The sequence below is a fragment of the Amycolatopsis sp. NPDC043887 genome, assembly GCF_056435665.1.
The window spans coordinates 172,680-194,088 of sequence record NZ_JBWKEB010000011.1; the positions used below are offsets into that span (position 1 = coordinate 172,680).

21 protein-coding genes and 1 pseudogene are annotated in these 21,409 nt (G+C 68.6%); 14 read left to right on the forward strand and 8 right to left on the reverse strand.

Annotated elements, in window-relative coordinates:
* Window positions 1–74 precede the first annotated feature (74 nt).
* On the forward strand, window positions 75–980 hold the full coding sequence (locus AC069H_RS28215; protein ID WP_478234330.1) for an Lrp/AsnC family transcriptional regulator: 906 nt from the start codon (window positions 75–77) through the stop codon (window positions 978–980).
* Here AC069H_RS28215 and AC069H_RS28220 read toward each other — a convergent pair.
* The 3 genes from AC069H_RS28220 to AC069H_RS28230 are packed head-to-tail and all read right to left on the reverse strand — an operon-like array spanning window position 977 to window position 4,480.
* Window positions 977–2,506 (reverse strand): AMP-binding protein, encoded by a 1,530-nt coding sequence (locus AC069H_RS28220; RefSeq protein ID WP_478234331.1) that lies wholly within the window; start codon window positions 2,504–2,506, stop codon window positions 977–979. The genes AC069H_RS28215 and AC069H_RS28220 overlap by 4 nt on opposite strands.
* A 16-nt stretch (window positions 2,507–2,522) precedes the next feature.
* Window positions 2,523–3,650, reverse strand: coding sequence for a DUF5938 domain-containing protein (locus AC069H_RS28225; RefSeq protein WP_478234332.1), 1,128 nt, complete (start codon window positions 3,648–3,650; stop codon window positions 2,523–2,525).
* Between the two features lie 26 nt (window positions 3,651–3,676).
* Window positions 3,677–4,480 (reverse strand): SDR family NAD(P)-dependent oxidoreductase, encoded by an 804-nt coding sequence (locus AC069H_RS28230; protein ID WP_478234333.1) that lies wholly within the window; start codon window positions 4,478–4,480, stop codon window positions 3,677–3,679.
* 164 nt (window positions 4,481–4,644) lie between these two features.
* Between AC069H_RS28230 and AC069H_RS28235 the strand changes: the two genes are divergently transcribed.
* Complete coding sequence (locus AC069H_RS28235) at window positions 4,645–5,244, forward strand: TetR/AcrR family transcriptional regulator (protein ID WP_478234334.1); 600 nt, start codon at window positions 4,645–4,647, stop codon at window positions 5,242–5,244.
* A gap of 46 nt (window positions 5,245–5,290) precedes the next feature.
* On the opposite strand, the gene AC069H_RS28240 is transcribed toward AC069H_RS28235, so the two are convergent.
* Entirely contained in the window at window positions 5,291–5,896 is a 606-nt protein-coding gene (locus AC069H_RS28240; RefSeq protein WP_478234335.1) for a hypothetical protein, read from the reverse strand.
* Window positions 5,897–6,227: 331 nt separating this feature from the next.
* Here AC069H_RS28240 and AC069H_RS28245 point away from each other — a divergent pair, with 331 nt between their 5' ends.
* The 4 genes from AC069H_RS28245 to AC069H_RS28260 all read left to right on the forward strand — a co-directional run bounded on the left by AC069H_RS28245 (window position 6,228) and on the right by AC069H_RS28260 (window position 11,211).
* Window positions 6,228–7,481: an HNH endonuclease signature motif containing protein gene (locus AC069H_RS28245; protein WP_478234336.1), complete on the forward strand. Its 1,254-nt coding sequence runs from the start codon at window positions 6,228–6,230 to the stop codon at window positions 7,479–7,481.
* Between the two features lie 291 nt (window positions 7,482–7,772).
* The gene (locus tag AC069H_RS28250; protein ID WP_478234337.1) at window positions 7,773–8,936 is read left to right on the forward strand and encodes an epoxide hydrolase family protein; all 1,164 of its coding nucleotides are present in this window, start codon (window positions 7,773–7,775) and stop codon (window positions 8,934–8,936) included.
* 84 nt (window positions 8,937–9,020) lie between these two features.
* On the forward strand, window positions 9,021–10,316 hold the full coding sequence (locus tag AC069H_RS28255) for a choice-of-anchor B family protein (RefSeq protein ID WP_478234338.1): 1,296 nt from the start codon (window positions 9,021–9,023) through the stop codon (window positions 10,314–10,316).
* Between the two features lie 13 nt (window positions 10,317–10,329).
* Entirely contained in the window at window positions 10,330–11,211 is an 882-nt protein-coding gene (locus tag AC069H_RS28260; protein WP_478234339.1) for a hypothetical protein, read from the forward strand.
* Here AC069H_RS28260 and AC069H_RS28265 read toward each other — a convergent pair.
* Complete coding sequence (locus tag AC069H_RS28265) at window positions 11,192–13,876, reverse strand: beta-N-acetylglucosaminidase domain-containing protein (protein WP_478234340.1); 2,685 nt, start codon at window positions 13,874–13,876, stop codon at window positions 11,192–11,194. The genes AC069H_RS28260 and AC069H_RS28265 overlap by 20 nt on opposite strands.
* A 135-nt stretch (window positions 13,877–14,011) precedes the next feature.
* Window positions 14,012–14,353 (reverse strand): annotated as a pseudogene (locus AC069H_RS28270) (FCD domain-containing protein); the annotation flags it as partial.
* Between the two features lie 22 nt (window positions 14,354–14,375).
* Between AC069H_RS28270 and AC069H_RS28275 the strand changes: the two are divergent.
* The 5 genes from AC069H_RS28275 to AC069H_RS28295 all read left to right on the forward strand — a co-directional run bounded on the left by AC069H_RS28275 (window position 14,376) and on the right by AC069H_RS28295 (window position 18,066).
* Window positions 14,376–14,759 carry an SRPBCC family protein gene (locus AC069H_RS28275; protein WP_478234341.1) on the forward strand — a complete coding sequence of 128 codons (384 nt, stop codon included), beginning with the start codon at window positions 14,376–14,378 and terminating at the stop codon, window positions 14,757–14,759.
* A gap of 18 nt (window positions 14,760–14,777) precedes the next feature.
* Window positions 14,778–15,389, forward strand: coding sequence for a SecDF P1 head subdomain-containing protein (locus AC069H_RS28280; RefSeq protein ID WP_478234342.1), 612 nt, complete (start codon window positions 14,778–14,780; stop codon window positions 15,387–15,389).
* Between the two features lie 196 nt (window positions 15,390–15,585).
* Complete coding sequence (locus AC069H_RS28285) at window positions 15,586–16,641, forward strand: LLM class flavin-dependent oxidoreductase (RefSeq protein WP_478234343.1); 1,056 nt, start codon at window positions 15,586–15,588, stop codon at window positions 16,639–16,641.
* Between the two features lie 10 nt (window positions 16,642–16,651).
* A complete protein-coding gene (locus tag AC069H_RS28290) occupies window positions 16,652–17,542 on the forward strand; it encodes a helix-turn-helix domain-containing protein (protein ID WP_478234344.1) in 891 nt (296 codons plus the stop codon).
* Between the two features lie 74 nt (window positions 17,543–17,616).
* Window positions 17,617–18,066 (forward strand): SRPBCC family protein, encoded by a 450-nt coding sequence (locus tag AC069H_RS28295; protein ID WP_478234411.1) that lies wholly within the window; start codon window positions 17,617–17,619, stop codon window positions 18,064–18,066.
* A 7-nt stretch (window positions 18,067–18,073) separates the two neighbouring features.
* Here AC069H_RS28295 and AC069H_RS28300 read toward each other — a convergent pair whose 3' ends face one another.
* The gene (locus tag AC069H_RS28300; RefSeq protein WP_478227035.1) at window positions 18,074–19,036 is read right to left on the reverse strand and encodes a M64 family metallopeptidase; all 963 of its coding nucleotides are present in this window, start codon (window positions 19,034–19,036) and stop codon (window positions 18,074–18,076) included.
* Between the two features lie 93 nt (window positions 19,037–19,129).
* Between AC069H_RS28300 and AC069H_RS28305 the strand changes: the two genes are divergently transcribed.
* The 3 genes from AC069H_RS28305 (at window position 19,130) to AC069H_RS28315 (ending at window position 21,216) form a co-directional block, all read left to right on the forward strand.
* A complete protein-coding gene (locus AC069H_RS28305) occupies window positions 19,130–20,104 on the forward strand; it encodes a LysR family transcriptional regulator (protein WP_478234345.1) in 975 nt (324 codons plus the stop codon).
* A gap of 74 nt (window positions 20,105–20,178) precedes the next feature.
* Window positions 20,179–20,931 carry a trypsin-like serine protease gene (locus AC069H_RS28310; protein WP_478227037.1) on the forward strand — a complete coding sequence of 251 codons (753 nt, stop codon included), beginning with the start codon at window positions 20,179–20,181 and terminating at the stop codon, window positions 20,929–20,931.
* A gap of 54 nt (window positions 20,932–20,985) precedes the next feature.
* Window positions 20,986–21,216, forward strand: coding sequence for a hypothetical protein (locus tag AC069H_RS28315; RefSeq protein WP_340682453.1), 231 nt, complete (start codon window positions 20,986–20,988; stop codon window positions 21,214–21,216).
* Here the strand turns inward: AC069H_RS28315 and AC069H_RS28320 are convergent.
* The gene (locus tag AC069H_RS28320) at window positions 21,206–21,337 is read right to left on the reverse strand and encodes a hypothetical protein (RefSeq protein WP_478234346.1); all 132 of its coding nucleotides are present in this window, start codon (window positions 21,335–21,337) and stop codon (window positions 21,206–21,208) included. The two genes, AC069H_RS28315 and AC069H_RS28320, sit on opposite strands and share 11 nt — an antisense overlap.
* Window positions 21,338–21,409: the final 72 nt, after the last annotated feature.

Consider the following 21,409-nt stretch of genomic DNA (forward strand, 5'->3'; position numbering starts at 1 on the left):
TCGGCTGTTCTTGGCGTGTTTCTGCTGGTGATATGGTGCGTCTCGCCGTCGGAAATTCAGCAGAGGAGATCGTCGTGGACGACGCGCTGGTCGCGGCTTTGCGCACGGACGGCCGGATGAGCGTCGCCGATCTGGCCAAGCGCGTCGGAGCTTCGAGGTCGGCCGTGTCCGCTCGGCTGGAGCAACTGAAGGCTGACGGCTCGCTGAATGTGGTCGCGGCGGTCCATCCCGAGTTCCTCGGCCTGACCGCGTACGCGCATCTCGCGATCCGCACTTCGGGCCGCTCGCAGGCGACGACGGACGCCATCGCGGCGCTGCCCGCCGCGGCGTTCGTCTCCGCGGTGAGCGGGGATCACCAGACCGTCGCCGAGCTGCGCCTGCCCGACTCGCCCGAGCTCTATCGCACGGTGGCCGACATCCGCGGCCTGCCGGAGGTGGAACAGGTCAACACCCTCGTCTACGTGGACGTGGTCAAGGGGCTGTTCATGCCCGGCCGTCCACTGCCGCCCTGGTTGCGGCTCGACGACCGCGACCTCGCGATCATGCTGCGGTTGCAGGCCGACGGGCGGGAAAGTTACGCGCGCATCGCCGAGCACGTCGGGCTGTCGCCGTCGGCCACGCGCACCCGTGTGCGCTTCCTGGTCGAGCACGACGTCATCCGCATCGCGCCGGTGCTCAGCCGCGCCCGGCCGGACGCCGGCCTCGTCTGCGGGATCGGCCTGAACGTGCGGGGCGCCGGGGATTGCGTGACCGCCGCGCTCGCCGCGCGGGAGGACACCGAGTTCCTCGCCAGGACCATCGGCCGGTTCGACGTCGTCGCCACCATCGCCGCGCAGTCCGCCCGTGCGCTCGACCGGGCGCTCGAAGAGATCAGCGGCAGGCCCGACGTCGTGACCGCGGAGACGTGGGTCCACCTCCGCATCGCCAAGGAACGCTACGAGTGGCCGCTGCCGACCGCGGAGGAGCTCTCTCGGCGCTAAGCGCTGTCCAGCAAGGCTTTCCGTATCTCGGTCTTGAGTACCTTGCCGATCTTGGACCGGGGGAGATCCGGCCAGACCAGGATCTCCTTCGGCGTCTTGATGCTGCCCAGCCGCTCCTTGACGGCGGCGCGGAGTTCTTGCGCCGCCGCCGTCCTCCCGGAGTGCAGCTGGACCACGGCGGTGATCTGCTCGCCCCATTTCTCGTGCGGCAGGCCGATCACGGCGCAGTCCTGCACCGCTTCGTGCGCCATGAGCGCCTGCTCGACCTCGGCCGAGTAGACGTTGAAGCCGCCGGTGATGATCATGTCCTTGGCGCGGTCGATGATGTAGAGGTAATGGTCCTCGTCGAGGTAGCCGATGTCGCCCGTGTGATGCCAGCCGTGCGCGCTCGCTTCCGCCGTCGCGCCCGGATTCTTGTAGTAGCCGAGCATCACCAGCGAACCGCGGACGACGATCTCGCCGCGTTCGCCGGGCGGGAGCAGCTCGCCCGTGCCGGACATGATCGCGACCTGGGTGAGCGGCGTGGGCCTGCCCGCCGAGGTGAACCGTTCCAGGGCAAGGGATCCGTCGGGATGGACGTGCTCGGCGGGGGCGAGGGTGGAGACCATCATGGGGGCTTCGCTCTGCCCGAACAGCTGCCCGAAGACCGGGCCGATCCGGGTGATCGCTTCGGCGAGTTTGGTGGCCGACATCGGCGCGGCGCCGTACCAAAGGCACTGCAGCGACGAAAGATCGGCGTCGTCCAGCGCCGGATTGTCGAGCAGCAGGTAGATCAGCGTCGGTGGCAGGAAGGTGTGGGTGATCCGGCGGCGTTCCACCAGCGCGAGGAACTCGCCGAGATCCGGCGAGGGCATGACGACGATCTCGCCGCCAAGGGTCATGACCGGGAAACAGAGCACGCCCGCCGCGTGTGTCAGCGGCGCCAGCGCCAGATAGCGCGGGCGCCCGGTGAACGGGTAACTCATCAGCGTGAGCGCCGACATCGTCTCCACGTTGGTGCCGCTGAGCATCACCGCCTTGGGGTGTCCGGTGGTCCCGCCGGTGCCGACGAGCAGGACCATGTCGTCCGGCGGCGTTTCCTCCCAGGGCTCGGCGCTGTCGAGCCAGTCGGAAAACGGGACGGCGCCGGGCATCGAGCCGTCGAGACAGACCACCGTGGTCAGTTTCGGCAGCTCGGGAAGCATCCGGGAGACGAGCGGTGCGAAGGACTCCTGCACCAGAAGGCAGGTGCAGTCGAACAGGTCGAGCAGTTCCCTGTTCTCGGCGGCCTCGTTGCGCGGGTTGACCGGGCACCACACGGCACCGGCCCGGCTGATCCCGAAGACACAGCCGAACGACAGGGGATCGTTCCCGGACAGGATCGCCACTTTGTCGCCCGGCTTGACGCCGGACCGGGCCAGCGCCCGCCCCACTTGCCACGACAGCTCCCGCACTTCGCCGTAGCTGAGGGAGATGTCACCCATGGTGAGGCAGGGTGCAGCCGAATCGAGTGAAGCGCCCTTGTCGAGGTAGTCGGTCAGTCGCACGCGCTCGTCCTTCCGGTCAGTCGTGGACGGTCAAGACCGGATTCGAAACCAGCCCGAAGCTTCGTAACACGCCGAGCAGTTCGCGGTGGCCGAAAGCCTGGCACCCGGAGGCGAACCCCACGCGCTTCGGCGGCTGTCGCAGCAGAGAGTAGGCGCCATAGGCCTGCATCAACCCGGTCTGCTTGTAGTTGCAGGTGCCGTGGATGACACAGTGCGCGCGGCCCAGCGGTCCCGAGGCGTGCACCGAATCCAGCGACGTGTTGAGCCGCTGGTTCTCCCGCGGCGGCATCTCGTCCCGTACCGCCGCGGCCTGCTCCTCCAGCACGCGCATCTTCTCGTCCAGCGGCAGGTCTTTGACCTGTTCCAGCACGGCCGCGACGATCTGCGGCACCCCCTGCATGAGCGCGCGGTCGAAGACTCCGCCGACGGCCTTGACGTTGGCCACCCGGGCGTCGTTCTTGAACCACACCGGATGCGAGGTGCCGCCCCAGGGCAGGGCCAGCCCGGTTTCGTGATGACCGGGCACGGTGACGTCCTGCAGTCCGCCGTCGGCCGGCCAGGGCCGGTACTCGTTCTGCTCGAGGTAGTACGCGGCGGACAGCGCGGCGTTGACCAGGATGGTCTTCGTCGAAGCGACCGTGGGATAACCCTTCCAGAACACCAGGATGTCCAAGGTGTCCAGTCCGGGCGTCTCCAGGCACAGGTTCGCCGCGATCTCGCCGGTGGTGTACATCTGCGCGATGCCGGGAGAGAGCAGCAGGCCTTTCTCGGCCATCCGCGCGCCGTAGCGCTCTTCGGCGGCGATCAGCCAGTCCTGTTCGCCGGTGGTGTCGAGGTAATGCGTTCCGGTGCGCAGGCAGGCTTCGACGACTTCGTGGCCGTACTCGCTGAACGGGCCGACGGTGTTGCACACGACCTTGGCGTCGCGGAACAGTTCGGTGAGCGCTTCGACGTCGTGCGAGACCTCGACGACCTCGTGGTCGATGGTGTCGAGGCCGGGCACGTGGTCGATCGCCTCTTGGATACGGGCCTTGTCCCGACCGGCGGCGACGAACGGGACGTTGTACTCGCGCAGGTATTCGCAGATCAGCCGTCCGGTGTAGCCGGAGGCGCCGTAGACCACGACGGGCTTGGGGCTGCTCATGGTGTTTCCTTTCGGGTTCGTGCTGGTCACATGCCCATTCCGCCGTCGACCGGGAGCCCGGCGCCGGTGATGAAGCGGGCGGCGTCGGAGGCGAGGAACACGACGGCGTCGGCCATGTCGGAGACCTCGCCGAGCCGTCCGGCCGGGGTCTGCCCGATGACGGCGCCGATGGCCTCTTCGACGCTGGGGAACAGGCCGACCTCGACGACGTCCTGCGCGAGCTGATTGCCCATCCGGGTGGGTACGAGGCCGGGATAGACGCAGTTGACGCGTACGCCGTAGCCGAGCTTCCCGGCCTCCATCGCGGCGACCCTGGTGAGCCGGTCGACGGCCGACTTCGTCGCCGAATAGCCCGCGATACCGGGGAAGGCGATGGTCGCGGCGACCGAGGCGATGTTCACGACGGCGCCGCCGGTGCCCGCGGGGCCGCCAGGCCGCATCGCGCGGAAGGCGTGCTTCACGCCGAGGGCCGTGCCGAGCACGTTGACGTCGAGCATCTTGCGCACGTCGGCGGGGTCGAGGTCGGCGACGAGCCCCGTGATCTCGACCCCGGCGTTGTTCACCACGATGTCCAGCCCGCCGAGTTCGCCGATGACCGTGGCGACCGCCTGCTCCCAGCTCTGTTCGTCGGTGACGTCGAGCCGGACGAAGCCCGCGTTGGCGTCCTTCTGCTTGATCTGGTCGGCGGTGGCGCGCCCGAGATCCTCCTGGACGTCGCCGATGACCACCGAGGCGCCCGCCAGCGCCAGCGCTTCGGCCATTCCGGCGCCCAGGCCCTGCGCCCCGCCCGTGACCAGGGCTTTTCGGCCCGAAAGGTCGTACGAACCCATGGACTTCTCCTCCTTGAGACGGTCCGCGGTTGCGGTGTGGGTCACATCCTGAGCCCGTTTTGGACAGTCGTCAAGATTTTCTTGGACAGTCGTCAAGAATTCGGCGACGCTAGACTGTGGGACCCGCGGCAGGCGCGGGCTCCCGGACCGGACAGGAACTCGTGGTGACCGAGACGAGCGAGCGGATCGCACGCCGGAGCGTGGACAAGTTCGCCCAGCGGCGGGCGGAACTGGCGGAGTCCGCGCTGCAGGCGTTGTCCGAGTTGGGGTACGCGAGGACGAGCCTCCGGGAGATCGCGCAGAAGTCGAACTTCTCGCACGGAGTGCTGCACTACTACTTCAGCGACAAGGTGGAACTGCTGACCTACGCGGTCCGGAAGTTCGAAGAAGTGTGCGTGACCCGCTACGACGAGGCCGTGGCCATGGCGCGGTCGGCCCAGGAACTCGAGCGGGGCTTCGGTGTCGCGATGGCGGACACGCTGCGGGCGGACGCCGTGATGCACCGGCTGTGGTACGACCTGCGGAACCAGAGCCTGTTCGAGGCCGCGTTCCGCGCCGACGTGCTCGACATCGACACTCAGCGGCAGGCGATGATCTGGCGCGTCGTGGAGCGCTATGCCGAACTCGCCGAGGCGTCGCCGGTCGTGACGCGAGCGGTTGCTTATGCCGCTTTCGACGGTTTGTTCCAGCAGGCGTTGCTGCACCATCTCGCCGATGGTCTTGCTGAGGACGCCGGGGCGCTGCTCAGGCGGCTGGTCTCGTAGGTCCGTTCGATGGCTCCTTGGCGTGGAGCCCATCGAACGGCTTCTTCTAGTCGGTGGCGTTGATCGCCGTGCCGTCGTAGAGGAGAGCTCCGGCGCTGTCGTAGACCCGGACCTTGAGCTGCGTCATTTCCGTTCGCGAGTCCGCCAGGAGTCGCTCGAACTCCGCACGGCCTTCGTCGGAGTCGGGTTCGTGGCTTTCCAGCCTTCCCTTCGCGTCGCGGAGGCTGACCATGTCCACGGCTATTTCCGCCGCGAAGGTGCCGTCCACGATGTCGGCTTCGGCCACCGTGCCGTCGTTCGCCCGCAACTCCAGTCTGGCCGCATCACGGGTGAGTGCGCCCAGCAGCCGGACGGGCCGGCCGTTGTAGGCGGGCATCCACTGCCATATCGAATACGGGCGATCGGTGAAATCCTGGGCTTGGCCTTCGGATCGCAAGTTCAGCCATCTGCCTCTGCCGTTCTCGAGAACGCAGATGCCGGTGGATCCGTCGTCGTTGTAGGCGAGGAGCGCTCCGTGTTCGGCGGCGGCCCCGACCCTGGCGCCGGGATGCCATCCTTGGCGGGACGGTAGAACATCTGCCGAGCCGCGTGCCGTTTTCTCGGTGACGGTGGCGGCGAGTGCTGATTCGAGCTGTGCTGCCGGTGAAGTCACTGCGTGCTGTTCTCCTTCTTGTCGGAACATGTCCGGCTCACTGTCGCTTCGGTTCTTGCCGGGCGCATCGGGGAGATTCCCTGAGTTCCGGTGTTCGGTGTCGCAGGGGTTGCCAGGGTTGAGAGTAAGCGCTTACTCGGCTTACTTGGATGGTGGTCTTCGTGGTCGGGTCATGCCCCCCTCGCTCGGCTCATCCCTCATGGCGCCGCACTTCGGTCACGCGAGCGCAAGAAGCGACGTGGTCAAATCACTCTTCAGTGTTGGATGTTCCTTTTGGCGGTTGCTTAAAATTACGAACGCTTGTTCGATTGTTTTGCGGTATTGTTGAGGGGTGTCCGAGACTTTCCTTCCCGAGTTGCCGCAAGAACTGTGGCGCGCCGGCAAGCTGGAGCTTGCCCATGGCGTGCAGCAGTCTTTGCGGGTGATTCGGATGGCTACCGCCGGTTTGGGGCAGTTTCTGGCGGAGATCGAGTCTCGTGGTGCGAAAGACTTGTACGGATATGGGTCGACGGCCGCTTGGTTCGCGGATGTGGCGGGGTTGTCGCGCGGTGAGGCGCGTCCGGTGGTGGCTCGGGCGATCGCGTTGAACCCGACCCGTGCTTTGGATGGCACCGAGGTTCCTGCTGTGGCACCGGCTACTGCCGCGGTCGCCGCCGAAGGCTTGGTGGGGGATGAGCGGATCGATCAGATCCTGGAGTTCTTGAAGAGGCTCCCTGCCGAGACCTCCGCCGAAGACCGGGAGAATGCGGAGAAGATCCTCGCCACTCTTGCCCGGGACGCGGGTCCTCGCCAGTTGGCGGAAGCTGAAGTAAATCTGCTCGGCTTGCTGGATCCGGATGGGAATGAGCCGAAGGATCCGGAACCGAAGGAGCCGCGCCGGGAGATCACCCTGGAGCGCCGCAAGGACGGGTTCTGGAAGCTGACCGGTCTGCTCGATGACGAGACCGGTGCCCGCACCGCGGCCGCGTTGGAGGCGTATGCCCAGCCGCGGCCGGTGGACGAGTTCGGGCAGGCGGATCTGCGGATGAAGTGCGAGCGCATGGGTGATGCCTGGGTCGACATTCTCGACCTGGCCATCGCGTGTCCCGATCAGCCCGGCACCAGCGGCTACCGGACGTTGGTGAATGTCACCATCGGCCTTGACGAGTTGAAGTCGGGTCTCGGGACCGCGTGCCTGGACTTCGTCGGGACGATGACCGCCCGCGAAGCCCGCCTCGCGGCCTGCGACTGCCTCATGCTGCCGGTCGTAATGAGCGCCACGGGCGAACCCCTGGATGTGGGGCGACTGCGGCGGTTCGTCACGCCAGGCCAACGACGTGCGTTGAACATCCGCGACGGGGGTTGCGCGTTCCCCGGGTGCCACCGGAAGCCGAAGCACTGCCACGCTCATCACATTCACCATTGGGCAGATGGTGGCCCGACGGATCTTCGGAATCTGGTGCTGCTGTGCGGGTTCCATCACCGGCTGATTCACCACGGCGACTGGGAAGTCCGCATGGCGGCCGACGGGTTACCGGAATTCATCCCGCCCCAATACCGAGATCCGCTCCGACAACCCCGCCGCAACACCCTGCACCACCGCTGAACCCCGAGGAGCCCGCCAGCCACACCGGCGACGGGCCCCTCGTCATGCGCACGCCCCGATGCTCCGTGAAGGCCTCCTTCCCTACCCTGAGGGTTGGCAAGGAGGCCTTCACTACCTACGCGCGTCCCACGCGCAGCAGCGGTCACACCGGTCTGGTGAGTGCGACTGTCGTTCGCTCGGTGTCTCCAAGCGGCTCCCGCGTCCCCGACGTGGGCAACTGCGCAATCCCTGACCGCCGAACGTCAATTCCGAGCATGGGAAAACTCGTGACCCGCCCGTAGTTTCGGCGCTGTGCCCGATATCGAACCCTTCACCATCCGCGTGCCCGATCGCGAGCTGGCCGACCTCCACGCTCGCCTGGCCCGGGTGCGCCTTCCCGAAGCCGAGACGGTTTCCGACGCCACCCAGGGGATCGAGCTGGCCCGGTTGACGGCGTTGCTCCGGGCGTGGCGGGAACACGACTGGCGGGCAAGGGAGATCCGGTGGAACACGATTCCCCACTACCGGACCCGGATCGACGGTCTGGAAATCGGGTTCTGGCATGTCCGTTCGCCCGAGCGCACGGCGCTCCCGCTGATCCTGACCCACGGCTGGCCGGGTTCGATCCTCGAATTCGAAAAGGTGATCAGACCGCTCAGTGATCCGGTGGCCCACGGCGGTTCCGCGAGCGACGCCTTCGACGTGGTCGTGCCTTCGTTGCCGGGCTTCGGTTTCAGCGAACGGCCCAGCGAGCGCGGCTGGCACCCTGGCCGGACCGCCCGGGCTTGGGCCGCTCTGATGACCGCGCTCGGCTATCGGCGGTTCGGGGCCCACGGCGGGGATTGGGGTGCCGTCGTCAGCACGGAACTGGCGCGCCAGGTTCCCGAACGGGTCGCGGGCCTGCACCTGACGATGCCCTCGGCGTCGCCGTTGCCGGAGGACCGGACGGCGCCGAGCGCACCCGAACGACGCATGCTGGATCGGCGTGATCTGCACCTGTCCGACGGATACGGCTTCGGAATGCTCATGGGCACGCGCCCGCAGACGCTCGGCTACTCCCTGCTCGATTCGCCGTCGGGGCTCGCCGCGTGGCTCGGCGAGAAGTTCGCCGCCTACGCCGACGACCGGCCGGAGTACGGCGGCGGGGTGAGTGTGGCGGAGCAGGTCGACAACATCGCGCTGTACTGGCTGACCGGCACCGGTGCTTCGAGCGCTCGCTGGTACTGGGAGGCGATGCGGTGGGTGCCGCGCAGCGCGGAGGAGGAGAACGCGCGGCCGGTGACCGTGCCCGCCGCCGTGTCGCTCTTCCCCGCCGACCCGTGGCCGACCGCGCGACGCTGGGCGGAGCGCCGCTACCGGAATCTGCACCGGTGGACCGAACTCGACCGCGGCGGGCACTTCCCGGGACTGGAACAGCCGGACCTGCTGGTCTCCGAGATCAGGGAAGCATTTCGGGACCTCCCGGTAAACGGTTAAAAACCCCCGACCTTCGGAGGGATACATCGGGAGCGGGTGCTCCTACCGTCGGAAGCCGACCGAAACCCGGTGAGGAGCACCTCTATGAAACTCGTGCGCATGATGGGGCTGGCCGTGGTGACGGCCTCCGCGTTGGTGTTTTCGATGACGGCGGCGTCCGCGCACGATCCCGAGACGGCGGAGGGGCAGGCCGCGGCCCGGACCTTCCTGGCCGACCACGTCCCGGCGGAACGGCACGCCGTCACCGGCACCGCGGCGGGTGTCCCGTGCGTCAACGGCATGGCCGACAAATACCCGTGCAAGAACGTCGACCTGCTCAGCGTGCTTCCGTTGTCCGGCCTCGGCGGCGGGAACGGCAATGATATCTGGGGCTGGACCGACCCGTCGTCCGGCAAGGAATACGCCATCGTCGGGCGGACCAACGGCACCGCGTTCGTCGACCTGAGCGTCCCGACCTCGCCGAAGTTCCTCGGCAACCTGCCCTCCAACGGCGGCAGCAGCTCGTGGCGGGACATGAAGGTGTACAAGAACCACGCGTTCATCGTGGCCGACTTCATCACCGGGCACGGGATGCAGGTGTTCGACCTGACCAGGCTGCGCACCGTCACCACACCGCAGACCTTCACCGCCGACGCGCTGTACCGGGAATTCGGTCCCGCGCACAACATCGCGATCAACGAGGAGACCGGTTTCGCCTACGCGATCGGCTCCAACACTTGCAGCGGCGGACCGCATATGGTCAACATCCAGAACCCGAAGGCGCCGGCCAAGGCGGGCTGCGTGTCGCAGGACGGCTACACCCACGACACGCAGTGCGTCGTCTACCGCGGACCGGACACGGCGTACAGCGGCAGGGAGATCTGCTTCAACGCCAACGAGGACACGCTGACCATCGTCGACGTCACCGACAAGGCCAGGCCCGTCCAGATCTCGCGCAAGGGCTACTCGGGCGCGCAGTACTCGCACCAGGGCTGGCTGACCGGCGATCAGCGCTATTTCCTGCTCGACGACGAACTGGACGAGTCGCGCGGCACCGACAAGCGCACCAAGACCTACGTCTGGGATCTGGCCAAGCTGTCCGCCCCCGTGCACACCGGCGTCTACAGTTCGCCCGCCACCGCGATCGACCACAACCAGTACATCAAGGGCCAGTACTCCTACCAGGCGAACTACCAGGCCGGTCTGCGCATCCTGGACGTCAGCGGCGTCGCTTCGGCACGGCTGTCCGAGGTCGGCTATTTCGACATCTACCCGTCGGGCAATTCCGCGAAGTTCAACGGCGCGTGGAGCAACTACCCGTACTTCTCCAGCGGCATCGTCATCGTCAACGGCATCGAACAGGGCCTGGTCGTGGTGAAGCCGAACCTCGGCGGCAAGTGACCGGAGGGCAGGCGTGCGCAAGCCCCGGTTCACGGATTGGTTGTTCCTCGCGCTGGCACTGGTGATCGGTGTGGCCGCGGTGTTCGTCGCGCTCCGGCCGACACCCGGCTCCGCGCACTCTGCCCACCAGCAGCCCGTCGTGACGGCGGATCTGCTTCCCGCCGCGCACAGCGACGGGCTGTCGGAGGCGGAAAGCGGGTACCGGTTCGAGCGGGTGACCACGCCGGCCGTCCGGGGTCCCGAGGTGCCGGTCGCGTTCCGGATCCTCGGGCCCGACGGGCGGCCGGTCACCCGCTTCCTGGACAACCAGACCAAACAGATGCACTTCTTCGCCGTGCGCGACGACATGAACGTCTTCCAGCACGTGCACCCGACGCTGGACGGCGACATCTGGCACACGAGCCTCGCGCTGACCGACGGCGGCGCCTACCGGATGTTCGCCGAGTTCGTGCCGCTCGACACCAAGGATCCGAAGCATCCGGTGGTGCTCGGTGTCCCGTTCACCGTGCCGGGCGACACCACCTTCGTGCCGGTGCCCGCTCCGGCGGGCGACACCGTGACGTCCACGGGATACCGCGTGGCGCGCGTGGACGGGGAGGCCCGGATCCCGGCGATGCGGGCGCAGGTCCTCCGCTTCGCTCTCCGCGGCCCCGACGGCGCGCTCGTCACCGCGGTCGACCCGCACCTGGGTGCCAACGGCCATATGACCGGATTCCACACCATGCTGTTGTCGGCCACGCATCTGCATCCGGTGCAGCCGCTCGGCGCGGCGCTTGTCGACGGCGAGCTGACTTTCCACTCGCTGTTCTCGGAACGCGGGGAATACCGGCTGTTCCTCGAATTCTCCCACGGCGGGCGGGTGCACACGGCGGCCATCACGGTCGCGGTGGACTGACCGGAACGATTTCCGCGATCTTCGGCGCCGCGCCGCCCGGAGACCAGAGGAGCCGGACCTTGGCGGTCACGATGCCTTCGGCGGGCAGTTCCGTGTAGCCGCCCGACATCCTGCCGATCGTGAGCCAGCCACCCGAGGCGTCCGCGATCTGGACGTCGGCGCCCGCGCCGGCTTCCGCCGCCAGGACGACGACCTTGTCCAGCGGTTTCGGCGCGGCGGCCGTGACGACGAGCGCGTCGCCGGGCATCGGCGCCGACGCCGCCGTGTAGAGCGAATCGGCGTTGTTGTCCGCGGCGGCGGCCAGGTTCGCCCCCGCCGGGGCGCCGGTGACCGTGTACCGGGGACTGTCCGGTGTGGACACGGTGAACTCCCGGACCACGACCCAGAAGGTTTGCGGGCCGGTCGTGCGCACGCGGACGAACCTGGCCTCGGCACCTTCGGGGAGATCCGCCGAGATCACCGGCTCCGTGACCGCTTTCACCGTCGTCCAGCGTGTGCCGTCGGCGGAGTATTCGAGGACGCCGTCGTGGACGAAGTCGTCCGGACTGGTCGGCTTGCCCATCGCGATGTCCACATGGGACACCCGCTGGGCGGTGCCGAGGTCGACCCCGATGGTGTCGCCGACGCGCGGGGCCCAGTCGCTCCAGTAGTAGGTCTCGGGATCGCCGTCGACCATCCTGGCGGGAACGTTGTCGGTGTAGGTCCCCAGCGACGTAGTCGGCCGCGGCCGGATCCCCGGCAGGCCGAACCAGCGGTCGGCGGTGGCCAGCGCGCTGTCGAGGAACGGCACGCAGACGTCCGTGCAGGTGCTCGGATTGCGCGGCCCGCGCGAGGTCGGGACGCGGATCGCCTGCGCCTTCTTGAGCGCGGCGACGAGTTCCCCGCGCTCGGCCCAGGCCTTCGCACCGTCGCCGTCGAACTGCGCCAGCAGCATCTTCACCGCGTGCCTGCCTGCCTGGCCGTAGAGTCCGACCTGATCGAGCCACGGCCCGACTTCGGCGAGGAAATTCGGGTTCGAAGCCATCCCGCGTCGCAGATCTTCGGGATCAGAGGCCATCGCGGTGAGATAGTGATCCAGTTTCGCCGCCGCGCCCCAGGGATCCTTCTTCTCCAGCGCGGACCAGAAAGCGGTGAGCAGCGGGCGCAACACCGGTGAATCGGGATCGGGCTTCCCGGTTTCGAGCCGGACGAGCAGGCTCGAATAGTTGTTCTCCGCGAACACCTTCAGCGCCGGCGCGGCGGGCCCGCCGAGGTCGGCGATGGCGGCGAGCCAGGATTCGTCCGGGTCGTAAGGATCCGGGTTCCACAGGAAGTCACCCGAGGTGAACTCGGCGATCTTGGACGCCTCGGCCTGCACCATCGGGTTGGCGGTGATCCCGGACAGGTACTTCGCGACCCCGGGCTCGCGGCCGATGTACGGGCCGAGCAGCAGGCGTTCGGTGATGTAGTCGTTGACCGGGTAGTTGTCCCAGATCAGGATGTCGTGCCCGAAGACCTCTTTCGCCTGCCTGGCCTGCTTTTCGGTGATCTGCCCGGCGATCACGCCGACCCCGGTCCACTCGACGATCACCGCCTTGTCGAGCTGGGTGCGCAGCGCGGTCTTGTACGGGGAATCGGCGAGGTCGTAGTACTCGGTCGGGACGGTCTGGAGCCGCTCGACACCGGGATGGGTGGCGATGAAGTCCTGCTGTACCCGGTTGAGCAGGAACGACTGCGCCGCGCCCGCGGCCGCGCCGCCGGTGCCGAACTTCGCGGCGTCGGCGTCGCAGTTCCAGCGGGTGTAGGAGATGTCGTCGAGCGGGATCGCGAACGACCGCACCCCGACGTCCCACAGTGACTGGAACTTCGTGACCAGCGCGTTCTTGTCGGCGTCCGAGGAATAGCACACGGAAAGGCCGGGGGAGAGGGCGTAGGTGAACTCGACGTGGTTCGCGGCCGCGCGGCTCACCAGATCCGAGAGGAGGGCGAGTTGCTCGGGCGGGTACTGGTCGCGCCAGCGGGCGCGCAGGAACGGGTCGTCCTTCGGGGAGTAGACGTACATGTTCTGCTTGGTGCGGCCGTAGAAGTCCAGCTGCGCCAACCGATCGGCGTGTGACCACGGCGCGCCGTAGAAGCCCTCGATCACGCCGCGCAGGGGTGCCGCGGGCCAGTCTCGCAGAATGAACGCGCGGCTCTTGCCGGAAGCGAAGAGCTGCCGGAGCGACTGCGCGGCGTAGAACGTCCCTGAAGTGTCCACACCGGACAGTGCGATCACGCCGCGGTCGGCGGCGAGGACGTATCCGCCGGGCGACAGACCGTCCGGGCCGTCGACGCGGAGCGCGGCGAGGGCGAGCGCGGTCGCCCTGCTTTCGGTCGGGCCGCCGACGAAGACGACGAGCCCGCCGTTGCCGCGTTCCCGGTCGACGGCAGCCTGGTCGTTGTCGGTGATCTTGACGATGGTGCTCGCGCCCGCCGCGCGAAGGACCTGGTCCACGACGGCGAGCGCGGAGGGATCGGTGCCCGTTCCGACGACTTCGACGACGGTGCGCGGAATGGTCACCAGACCCGGTCGCGGTGTCAGCTGCTGGGGTGTCGGCCACACCCGGGCCAGTGGTGGCCCGGCGGCGGGGGCCGCGCTCGCCGGTGCGGGGACGGCCACCGCCACCGCGGTCACCAGCAACGTCACCGGGATGAGTCGGAGTACCCATCGGAAGGACATCGGCGGCCCCCAAAGCGTCGATCAACGACGGTCTGCGAGCAAGGAAACACCCAATGTGATGACAAAGGCTAGGTCGGTCTGGGTGATTTTCCGACAGTGGTCCTACGACTCTTCCGTCAGCGCGGCCGCGGTCAGGGTGAGATGCCGGGTCAGCGCCTCGGCTGCCGCGTCGGCGTCGCGGGCCAGCGCCGTTTCCTCCAGCAGGCGATGTTCGGCGAGATGATCGCTGCCGGGGGAGCGCTGCGCGGCCCAACGGCGGGCGAGTTCGCTCGCGGTCCACATCCGGTCGAACCTCTCCAGCAGGACGGGGTTCCCGCAGCCGTCCGGCAAGGTCCGGTGGAAGACACGATGGGCTTCGGACCAGGCGCCGCTGAAGTGTTCGCCTTCTTCGGGGTCGAACGGCGGCGTGCGGCTCAGCCGGTGGTGGGCGGCGCGGACACGGGCCGTCGACATCGACGCGTCCGGAATGCTCCTCGACGCGGAAGGGGATCCGGTCGAGCAGGCGGGTGACCGGTTCGTCGTGCACATGGACCGGGAAGCGCTCGGGGACGTGCCTTTGGGCAAGTACGACGTCGAAGTCGTCATCACGACCCTCGTCCCGGACGAGGAGATCGCCTGGACCGTCGAAGGCCGGGTCCGGCCGCATGCCCGGCATGTCTACGGCTACCGGCTGGAGCCCGCCGAGGGCGGCACGCTCGTGACGTCCTACTACGACTGGTCGGAGGTCGGTTCGGAGTGGAGGGAGCGCATCACGTTCCCCGTGGTTCCCGAGTCCGCGCTCAGGGCCACGCTGGGGATTCTCGAGCGGACCGTGCGGCGTCGAGCCGTTTCGCCCGCGCGCGGGCAGTGAACACGGCAGAATGCCTCCGTGCGGAACATCCTCATAGCGGTCGCCCTCGTCCTGCTCGGTGTCACCGGATGCCAGGGCGGGGTTTCCGGCCAGGCCGAGCCCGAAGGCGACAGTTTCGCGATCAAGGACGGGTCGCGGCTGCGGTTTCGCCCGGTCCTCGCGGAGGTGCCACCTGGTCCGGCCGCGGGCGCGGCGACCAACCGGCAGAGCACCGATCCCGCGGAGCAGCAGGCCGCCGCGGCGGCACTGGACTGCTCGGAGGGAACGGATCCGCTCGACGGCCGCGATGATCCGGCGCTCCCGCTGGTCAGTTGTGACCGCGTGCAGGGCACCAAATACCTGCTCGGCCCGGCCTTCCTCACCGGGGCCGACCTCAGCCGGGCGAACGCTCGGCTCGATTCGCAGTCGGGTGGCCCGCTCGTCGGACTCAGCTTCACCGACGCGGGCGCGCGGACGTGGGCCGACTGGACCGCGGCGAACGTCGGCAAGCAGGTCGCGATGGTGCTGAGGAGCCGGGTGCTGACCGCGCCGATGATCCAGTCCGCCATCACCGGCGAGGAAACCCAGATCACCGGCAAGTTCACCATGTCCGATGCCCGTCAGCTGGCGCGGGACATCGCCGGCGCCTGAGCCTGGCGGTGCGGGTGGTCGGACCGAACGGCCGGTTTCGCGTGTCGTCCCTCCAATCACGTGTGTCGTCCCTCCGGACACGCGAAATCGCCACTCGCGCACCGGTGGCTCAAGAGCCCGCGGCAGTCCCCGGACCAGCGCGGAATACGATCACCGGGCCCGACGTTTGAGCGTTCAACTACTTGAGGAGTTGGACATGGGTTACGAGATCCTGGGCACCCCGCAAGCGCCGACCTTCGGCCTGGACACGTTCGGCGACGTCGAGAACGGCGCCGACGGCCAGCCGGTGAGCCAGGCCGAGGCCATCCGCCAGGTCGTGGCCGAGGGCGTCCTCGCCGACCAGGTGGGCGTGGACTACTTCGGCGTCGGCGAGCATCACCGCGCCGAGATGGCGGTGTCCTCACCGGACGTCGTGCTGGCCGCGATCGCGGGGCAGACCGGACGGATCCGGCTGGGCACGGCCGTCACGGTGCTCAGTTCGGACGACCCGGTGCGCGTGTACGAGCGGTTCGCCACGTTGGACGCCGTTTCCCGGGGGCGCGCCGAGGTCACGCTCGGCCGGGGTTCGTTCACCGAGTCGTTCCCGCTGTTCGGCTACTCGCTGGAGGACTACGAAGCGCTCTTCGCCGAGAAGCTCGACCTGTTCACGCATTTGCAAGGGGAGAAGCCGGTCGACTGGTCCGGGACCGTCCGCCCGGCCTTGGAAGGCGCGCAGGCCTTCCCGGTCACCGAATCGGGCGGTCTGCCCGCTTGGGTCGGGGTCGGCGGCACCCCGCAGTCGGTGATCCGCGCGGCCGCGTACGGTCTGCCGCTGGTGATGGCCGTGATCGGCGGGTCGCCGGAGCGGTTCGCCCCGCTCGCGGAACTGTACCGGCGCGCGGTGAAGGAGGCGGGTCACCAGGAGCTGCCGATCTCGATGCACAGTCCTGGCCACGTCGCCGAGACCGACGAACTCGCCGTCGCCCAGCACTTCTCGCATCACCAGGCCGCTTTCGCCAAGATCGGCGCCGAACGAGGCTGGGGCCCGATGTCCAGGGCCGACTACGACGCCATGGCCGGACCGCGCGGCGCGCTGTTCGTCGGCTCCCCGGAAACCGTCGCGCGGAAGATCGTGTGGGCGGTGCGGGCCCTCGGCCTGTCGCGATTCCAGCTCAAATACAGTGTCGGCGCGCTTCCGCACGAGCAGCGCCTGAACTCGATCCGGCTTTACGGCGAGAAGGTCGTCCCGCGCGTGAAGGAGTTGCTCGGTTAGCCTCGAAGGCGTGGTGTTCGATTCCGAGCGATTCGACCTTGAGCCGTACACCGGTTTCGACATGTCCCGCTATGTCCGGCGGACGTATTGCAGCTGGGAGGATTCCGGCTGGGAATCGCTGCTCGTCCAGCGATTCGACCACGTTCCCGTCGCCGAGGACATGCGGCTGCCCGCCGTCGCGGATCTGCATCTGGTCCTGCCGCTTTCGGGGCGGGCGGTGATGGAGACCCGCGGCGAAGGCCGGTGGAACCGGCATCAGTGGGGGCCGGGACGGCTCGAACTCTCCGTTCCCGGCCTGCCACTGCAGCGCCGTTACCGCGGCGACGAAGCGATGCGAAGCCTGCAGGTGCACATCCCGGGCACCACGGTGGAGGCGGTGGCCGCCCGGCTGGGTGGCGGCGCGGTGGACCACGAGGCGATGGCGGCCTCCGTGGCCGGGGGAGATCCGCTGCTCGACGAGCTGGTCCGCGCGGTCGGAAACGCCACGGAGCAGGACGATCTCTACGCCGAATCCGCGGCCGCCTTCCTCTCCGTGCACCTGCTCACCCGCCACGCGCGGAAGCCGGAGCCGCCGAGCGCGGGCCGGGAGGACCACCGTGTCCGCGCCGCGGTGGCGATGATGCGCGAGCGGCTGGCCGAACCGCTCACCGTCGCCGAAATCGCCGGGGAAGTACATTTGAGCGTCTACCACTTCATCCGCGTCTTCAAGGAAAAGACCGGCCAGACCCCGCACCGTTTTCTCGGCGGGCTGCGGATGGAGGAAGCGCGAAGGCTGCTGCGCGACACCGATCTCCCGATCGCCGGGATCGCGGGTAGATGCGGGTTCGCCACTCCGGGCGCCTTGTCGGCCGCTTTCCTGAAGCACACCGGCTCGCGTCCGTCGGACTACCGCAATTCCTGACCGCCGCCGCGCAATCCGGCGCATGGTGGCCCCGCCCGCCCGTTCCTAGGGTGAGGCGTGTGAGTAGTTCTGGAGTGCAGTCGTACGACGTCACCGCCGAATCGCCGGCGCCGCCCGCCGCGGTGTGGGCACTGTTGCTGGACGCCCGCAGCTGGCCGGTCTGGTCACGGGTGGGTTCCCTGGAAATCGCCGCGTCGCAAGGACTTTCCGCCGACGGACGTGACGGTGTCGGCGCGGTGCGTGCCTTCCGCACCGGCAAGACGGTCACCAAGGAGCGGATCACCGCCCTCGACCCCGAACGGCGGTTCGCCTACGAGGGCGTGGACGTCCCGGTGATGCTCGATTACCAGGCTTCGGTCGATCTGTGCGAAACGCCCGGTGGCGGAACGCGGATCCGCTGGCACGGAACGTATCGCGTCGGCAAGGGCAACGCGTGGATCTTCCGTTGGTACCTTCGCCGCTTCATGCGCGACATGGCGACCGGGCTCGCCGATCACGCCGGCGGCCCGGCCAAGAGGCCATGACGAGGAATCAGTGCCGATGAGCGGCTTCGCGGTGGAAGCCCGCGATCATCGCTTCGGTGCTCGGCGGGTTGAAAGGCTGCCCGAGGGTGCGCATGAGTGAGTTCACGCTGGGGCGGTACATCCCGGTCTTGCAGTAGCGGGATCCCTCGAAGACACCGACCGTGCCGCCGTCGGGGGAGGGCTTGCCGAGCCAGGTGTACCACTTGGCCCGGCGGTCCTTCATCTGCTGAGCCGTGAGCGCGGAAGCGTTGGGCTCCCGGGGTTCGCGGGCGTCGCAGGTGCCGTAGTCGTATTCGTCGGCGAGCCCGCCGATGGAGTGCCCGAGTTCGTGGGCGACGATCTGGCTGGCCTGGATGTTGCCGCCCGAAGAGGTCGCGACCCCGCCACCGGCGCCGCCGTACTTCGTCGTGTTCGCCAGCATGATGACCTGATCGACGTCCGGCGCGGCCGCGGCGTACTGGTTCGCCTTGGTTTCGTTGACGCACAACAGCCGTTCGATCCCACCGCACCAGAAGTACGAGCCCAGCGCGGTGTTGCGCCGTATGCCCTGGGTCGGGTCGTTGGTGATACCGGACTGCGGTGACACCACGTCGACCTGCCAGAGGTTGAACTGCTTGCGGTAGCTCTTGTACGGCTCGATGGCGAACAGCGCGGCGATGCTGGAGCGGACGTGCTGCGAGTACGTGCCCAGCTGGGTCGAGGTGTAGCCGTCACCGACGAAGACCAGGTCGAAGGTGGTCTCACTCGGGCCGTTGGTTTCGATCGGGGTCACCGCGGCGGCGCTCGTGATCCGCTGAGGCGCGGCGGTTCGGTCCGAAGCGGGCCGGGTGACGTCCACCCGGGTGATGGTCCCTCCTGGTTCGAAGGCCTCCATCGACGTCGTGAATCCGGGCGCCGCCGACGCCGTCGCGGGAACGAGCCCGGCGACGAGGGTGGCGGTCAGCGCGGCCATGAGGCAGGCGCGTCGCATGCGTACTCCTTGCGGGGACGAGGGGGAGTACGAAAAACGATCCCGACTTTCGACGGCTTCCGGCACATCCCAAGTGGCCATAAGGTCCGCGTGATGGACGTCGAGTTACGTCACCTGCGAGTGGTGTGCGCCGTCGCCGACGCGGGCAGCATCACGCGCGCGGCGATCGGGCTCGGGAGCACCCAGCCCGCGCTGACCGCCGCCGTGCAACGGATCGAGCGCGCGTTCGGGGGAATCTTGTTCGTCCGAGGGAGGGACGGGGTCTTCCCGACGGCGTTCGGTGAATGCGTGCTCGTCCGTGCCCGCGCCGTCCTCGCCGCGGCGGACACGATGCACCGGGACTCGGCGCGTTTCCTGGCGGAAGGCGAGAAACGTCCTGTCGCGCTGGGTGGGATCGGCGGTTCGATGGTCGTCGAGCTGGCGGACCGGCTCGGTGATTCCGGCCGGGGGCAAGCGGTTTCGGTGACCACCGAGTTCTCGCCCTTGCGGTTGCTGGATCTCGTGGCCGGTGGGCAACTCGACGCCGCCGTCGTCGCCGACTATCCCGGGCACAGCCTGCCGTCGGCTCCCGGGGTGGAGTCGCGGCCCTTGGCCACGCAACCGGTGTTCGTGGCGATCGCCGCGGACCATCCCGCTGCCCGCCGCACCGAGATCGACCTCGCCGATCTGGCCGGGGAACGGTGGGTGCTCGGGCCGTCCGACGGTGCCGGCTGGCCGGAGTGCTTCGAGGAAGCCTGTGCGCGGGCGGGATTCCGGCCGCAGGCGGCGCACCGGAGCACCGAGTTGCGGCCTCTGCAACGCCTGATCGCCGCCGGCCGGGCGATTTCCCCCTGTCAGGTCACCTTTCCCGCCTCGCCCGGGATCGCGATCCGGCCCCTGACGAGGGATCCGCTGTGGATGCGGTATCTGATCGCCTGGAGTACGGAAGGTGCCTTCGGCGCGGACAGCGACGTCTTGATCGCCGCGGCCGAGGCGGCCTACCGGTCCGACACCGAAAGCAGCCATCCCTATCGCCACTGGCTCGCCCGCCGCGGTGAACCGGCCGGCGGGCGGCGTGCCATCGGGTGACACCTGGTCAGGGAATTCCCCTTGTCGCGCAGGGGTCCTAGCCTCGGATCACCTCATCGACGAAGGGTAAGAAATTGCGTCTGCGCGCCCTGCTGGCCGCTGCTGTCCTGACCATCACCACCGCTCCGGCCGCGTTCGCAGCGTCGGACGTCGCCCACGGCACCGATGTCCCACCAGGACAGTTCGGGTTCGTCGCGAAGATCGCGATGACGAAGATCCCGCGCCCGGACGGCTCGACCTACAGCAGCTATTGCACGGGTGCGCTGATCGCGCCCGGCTGGGTCGTCACCACCGGGCACTGCTTCCACGACGCGCACCGCAAGCGCGTCGCGGGCAAGGTGCCGTACCCGACGACGGTGACGTTGGGCCTCGTCGACGAGGCGATCGAATCAGGCGTGGCCCGCAAGGCGACCGAAGTGCTGCAGGCGAAGGAAAACGACGTCGCCCTCATCAAACTGGACACTCCGGTGACGACGGTGACCCCGCTGACGGTGAACCGGGTGCTCCCGAAGATCGGCCAGCAGCTGACGTTGGCGGGCTGGGGCAGCCTGACCGCCAAGAACCCCGCTCCGGCCACCCGGATGCAGCAAGGCACGGTCCAGGTGGCGACGGTGGCCCCGACGACGATGGGTGTCCGCGGCGCGGCACCCTCGATCACGACCAGTGCCTGCACGTACGACTCGGGCGCGCCGTACTTCGTCCCGGGAGGCAAGAGCGGCAGCCTGGTCTCGCTGGAGGCCACCGGGCCGGACTGCCCGCACGCCGGGATCGAGACGACCTCGCGCGCGGACGTCATCGCGGACTGGATCGCCACCCAGACGGGCTAACGGGCCGTTTCGTCGGCGGCGGATCGGGTAGTGGCGTGAGCAGGAGGTAGTGCGATGACGACTGCTCGAATGACCGCGCCTCCGGCGCCGCCGAACCCCATGCCGCCGGACCCCGGCGTCCCCGACCCCGGGATTCCCGAACCGGTGCCGGACCCGGGCAGGCCGGAACCGGTCCCGGATCCCGGGGTTCCCGAACGGGTCCCCGATCCGGGGCCGGACCGCCCGATTCCGGAACCCGAGAGCCCGCCGGAAGCCCAGCCGGGACCGGCGGGACTCAGAGGGTGAACGCGAGCCAGAGCGCGAGCCAGGCGCAGGCCGCGACCGCGACGACGACCGCGATCACCCGCAGGCCCGCGGTGGCGATCCGGAGCGGCGCGGTTCCGGTGTGGTGTCGGTGATTCCCCATGATTCCGCCCTCCTTCCAAGATCACCATCCGCTCCCGGCGCCCTCGCCGCAGCGGGGAGGGTCCATCCGGGT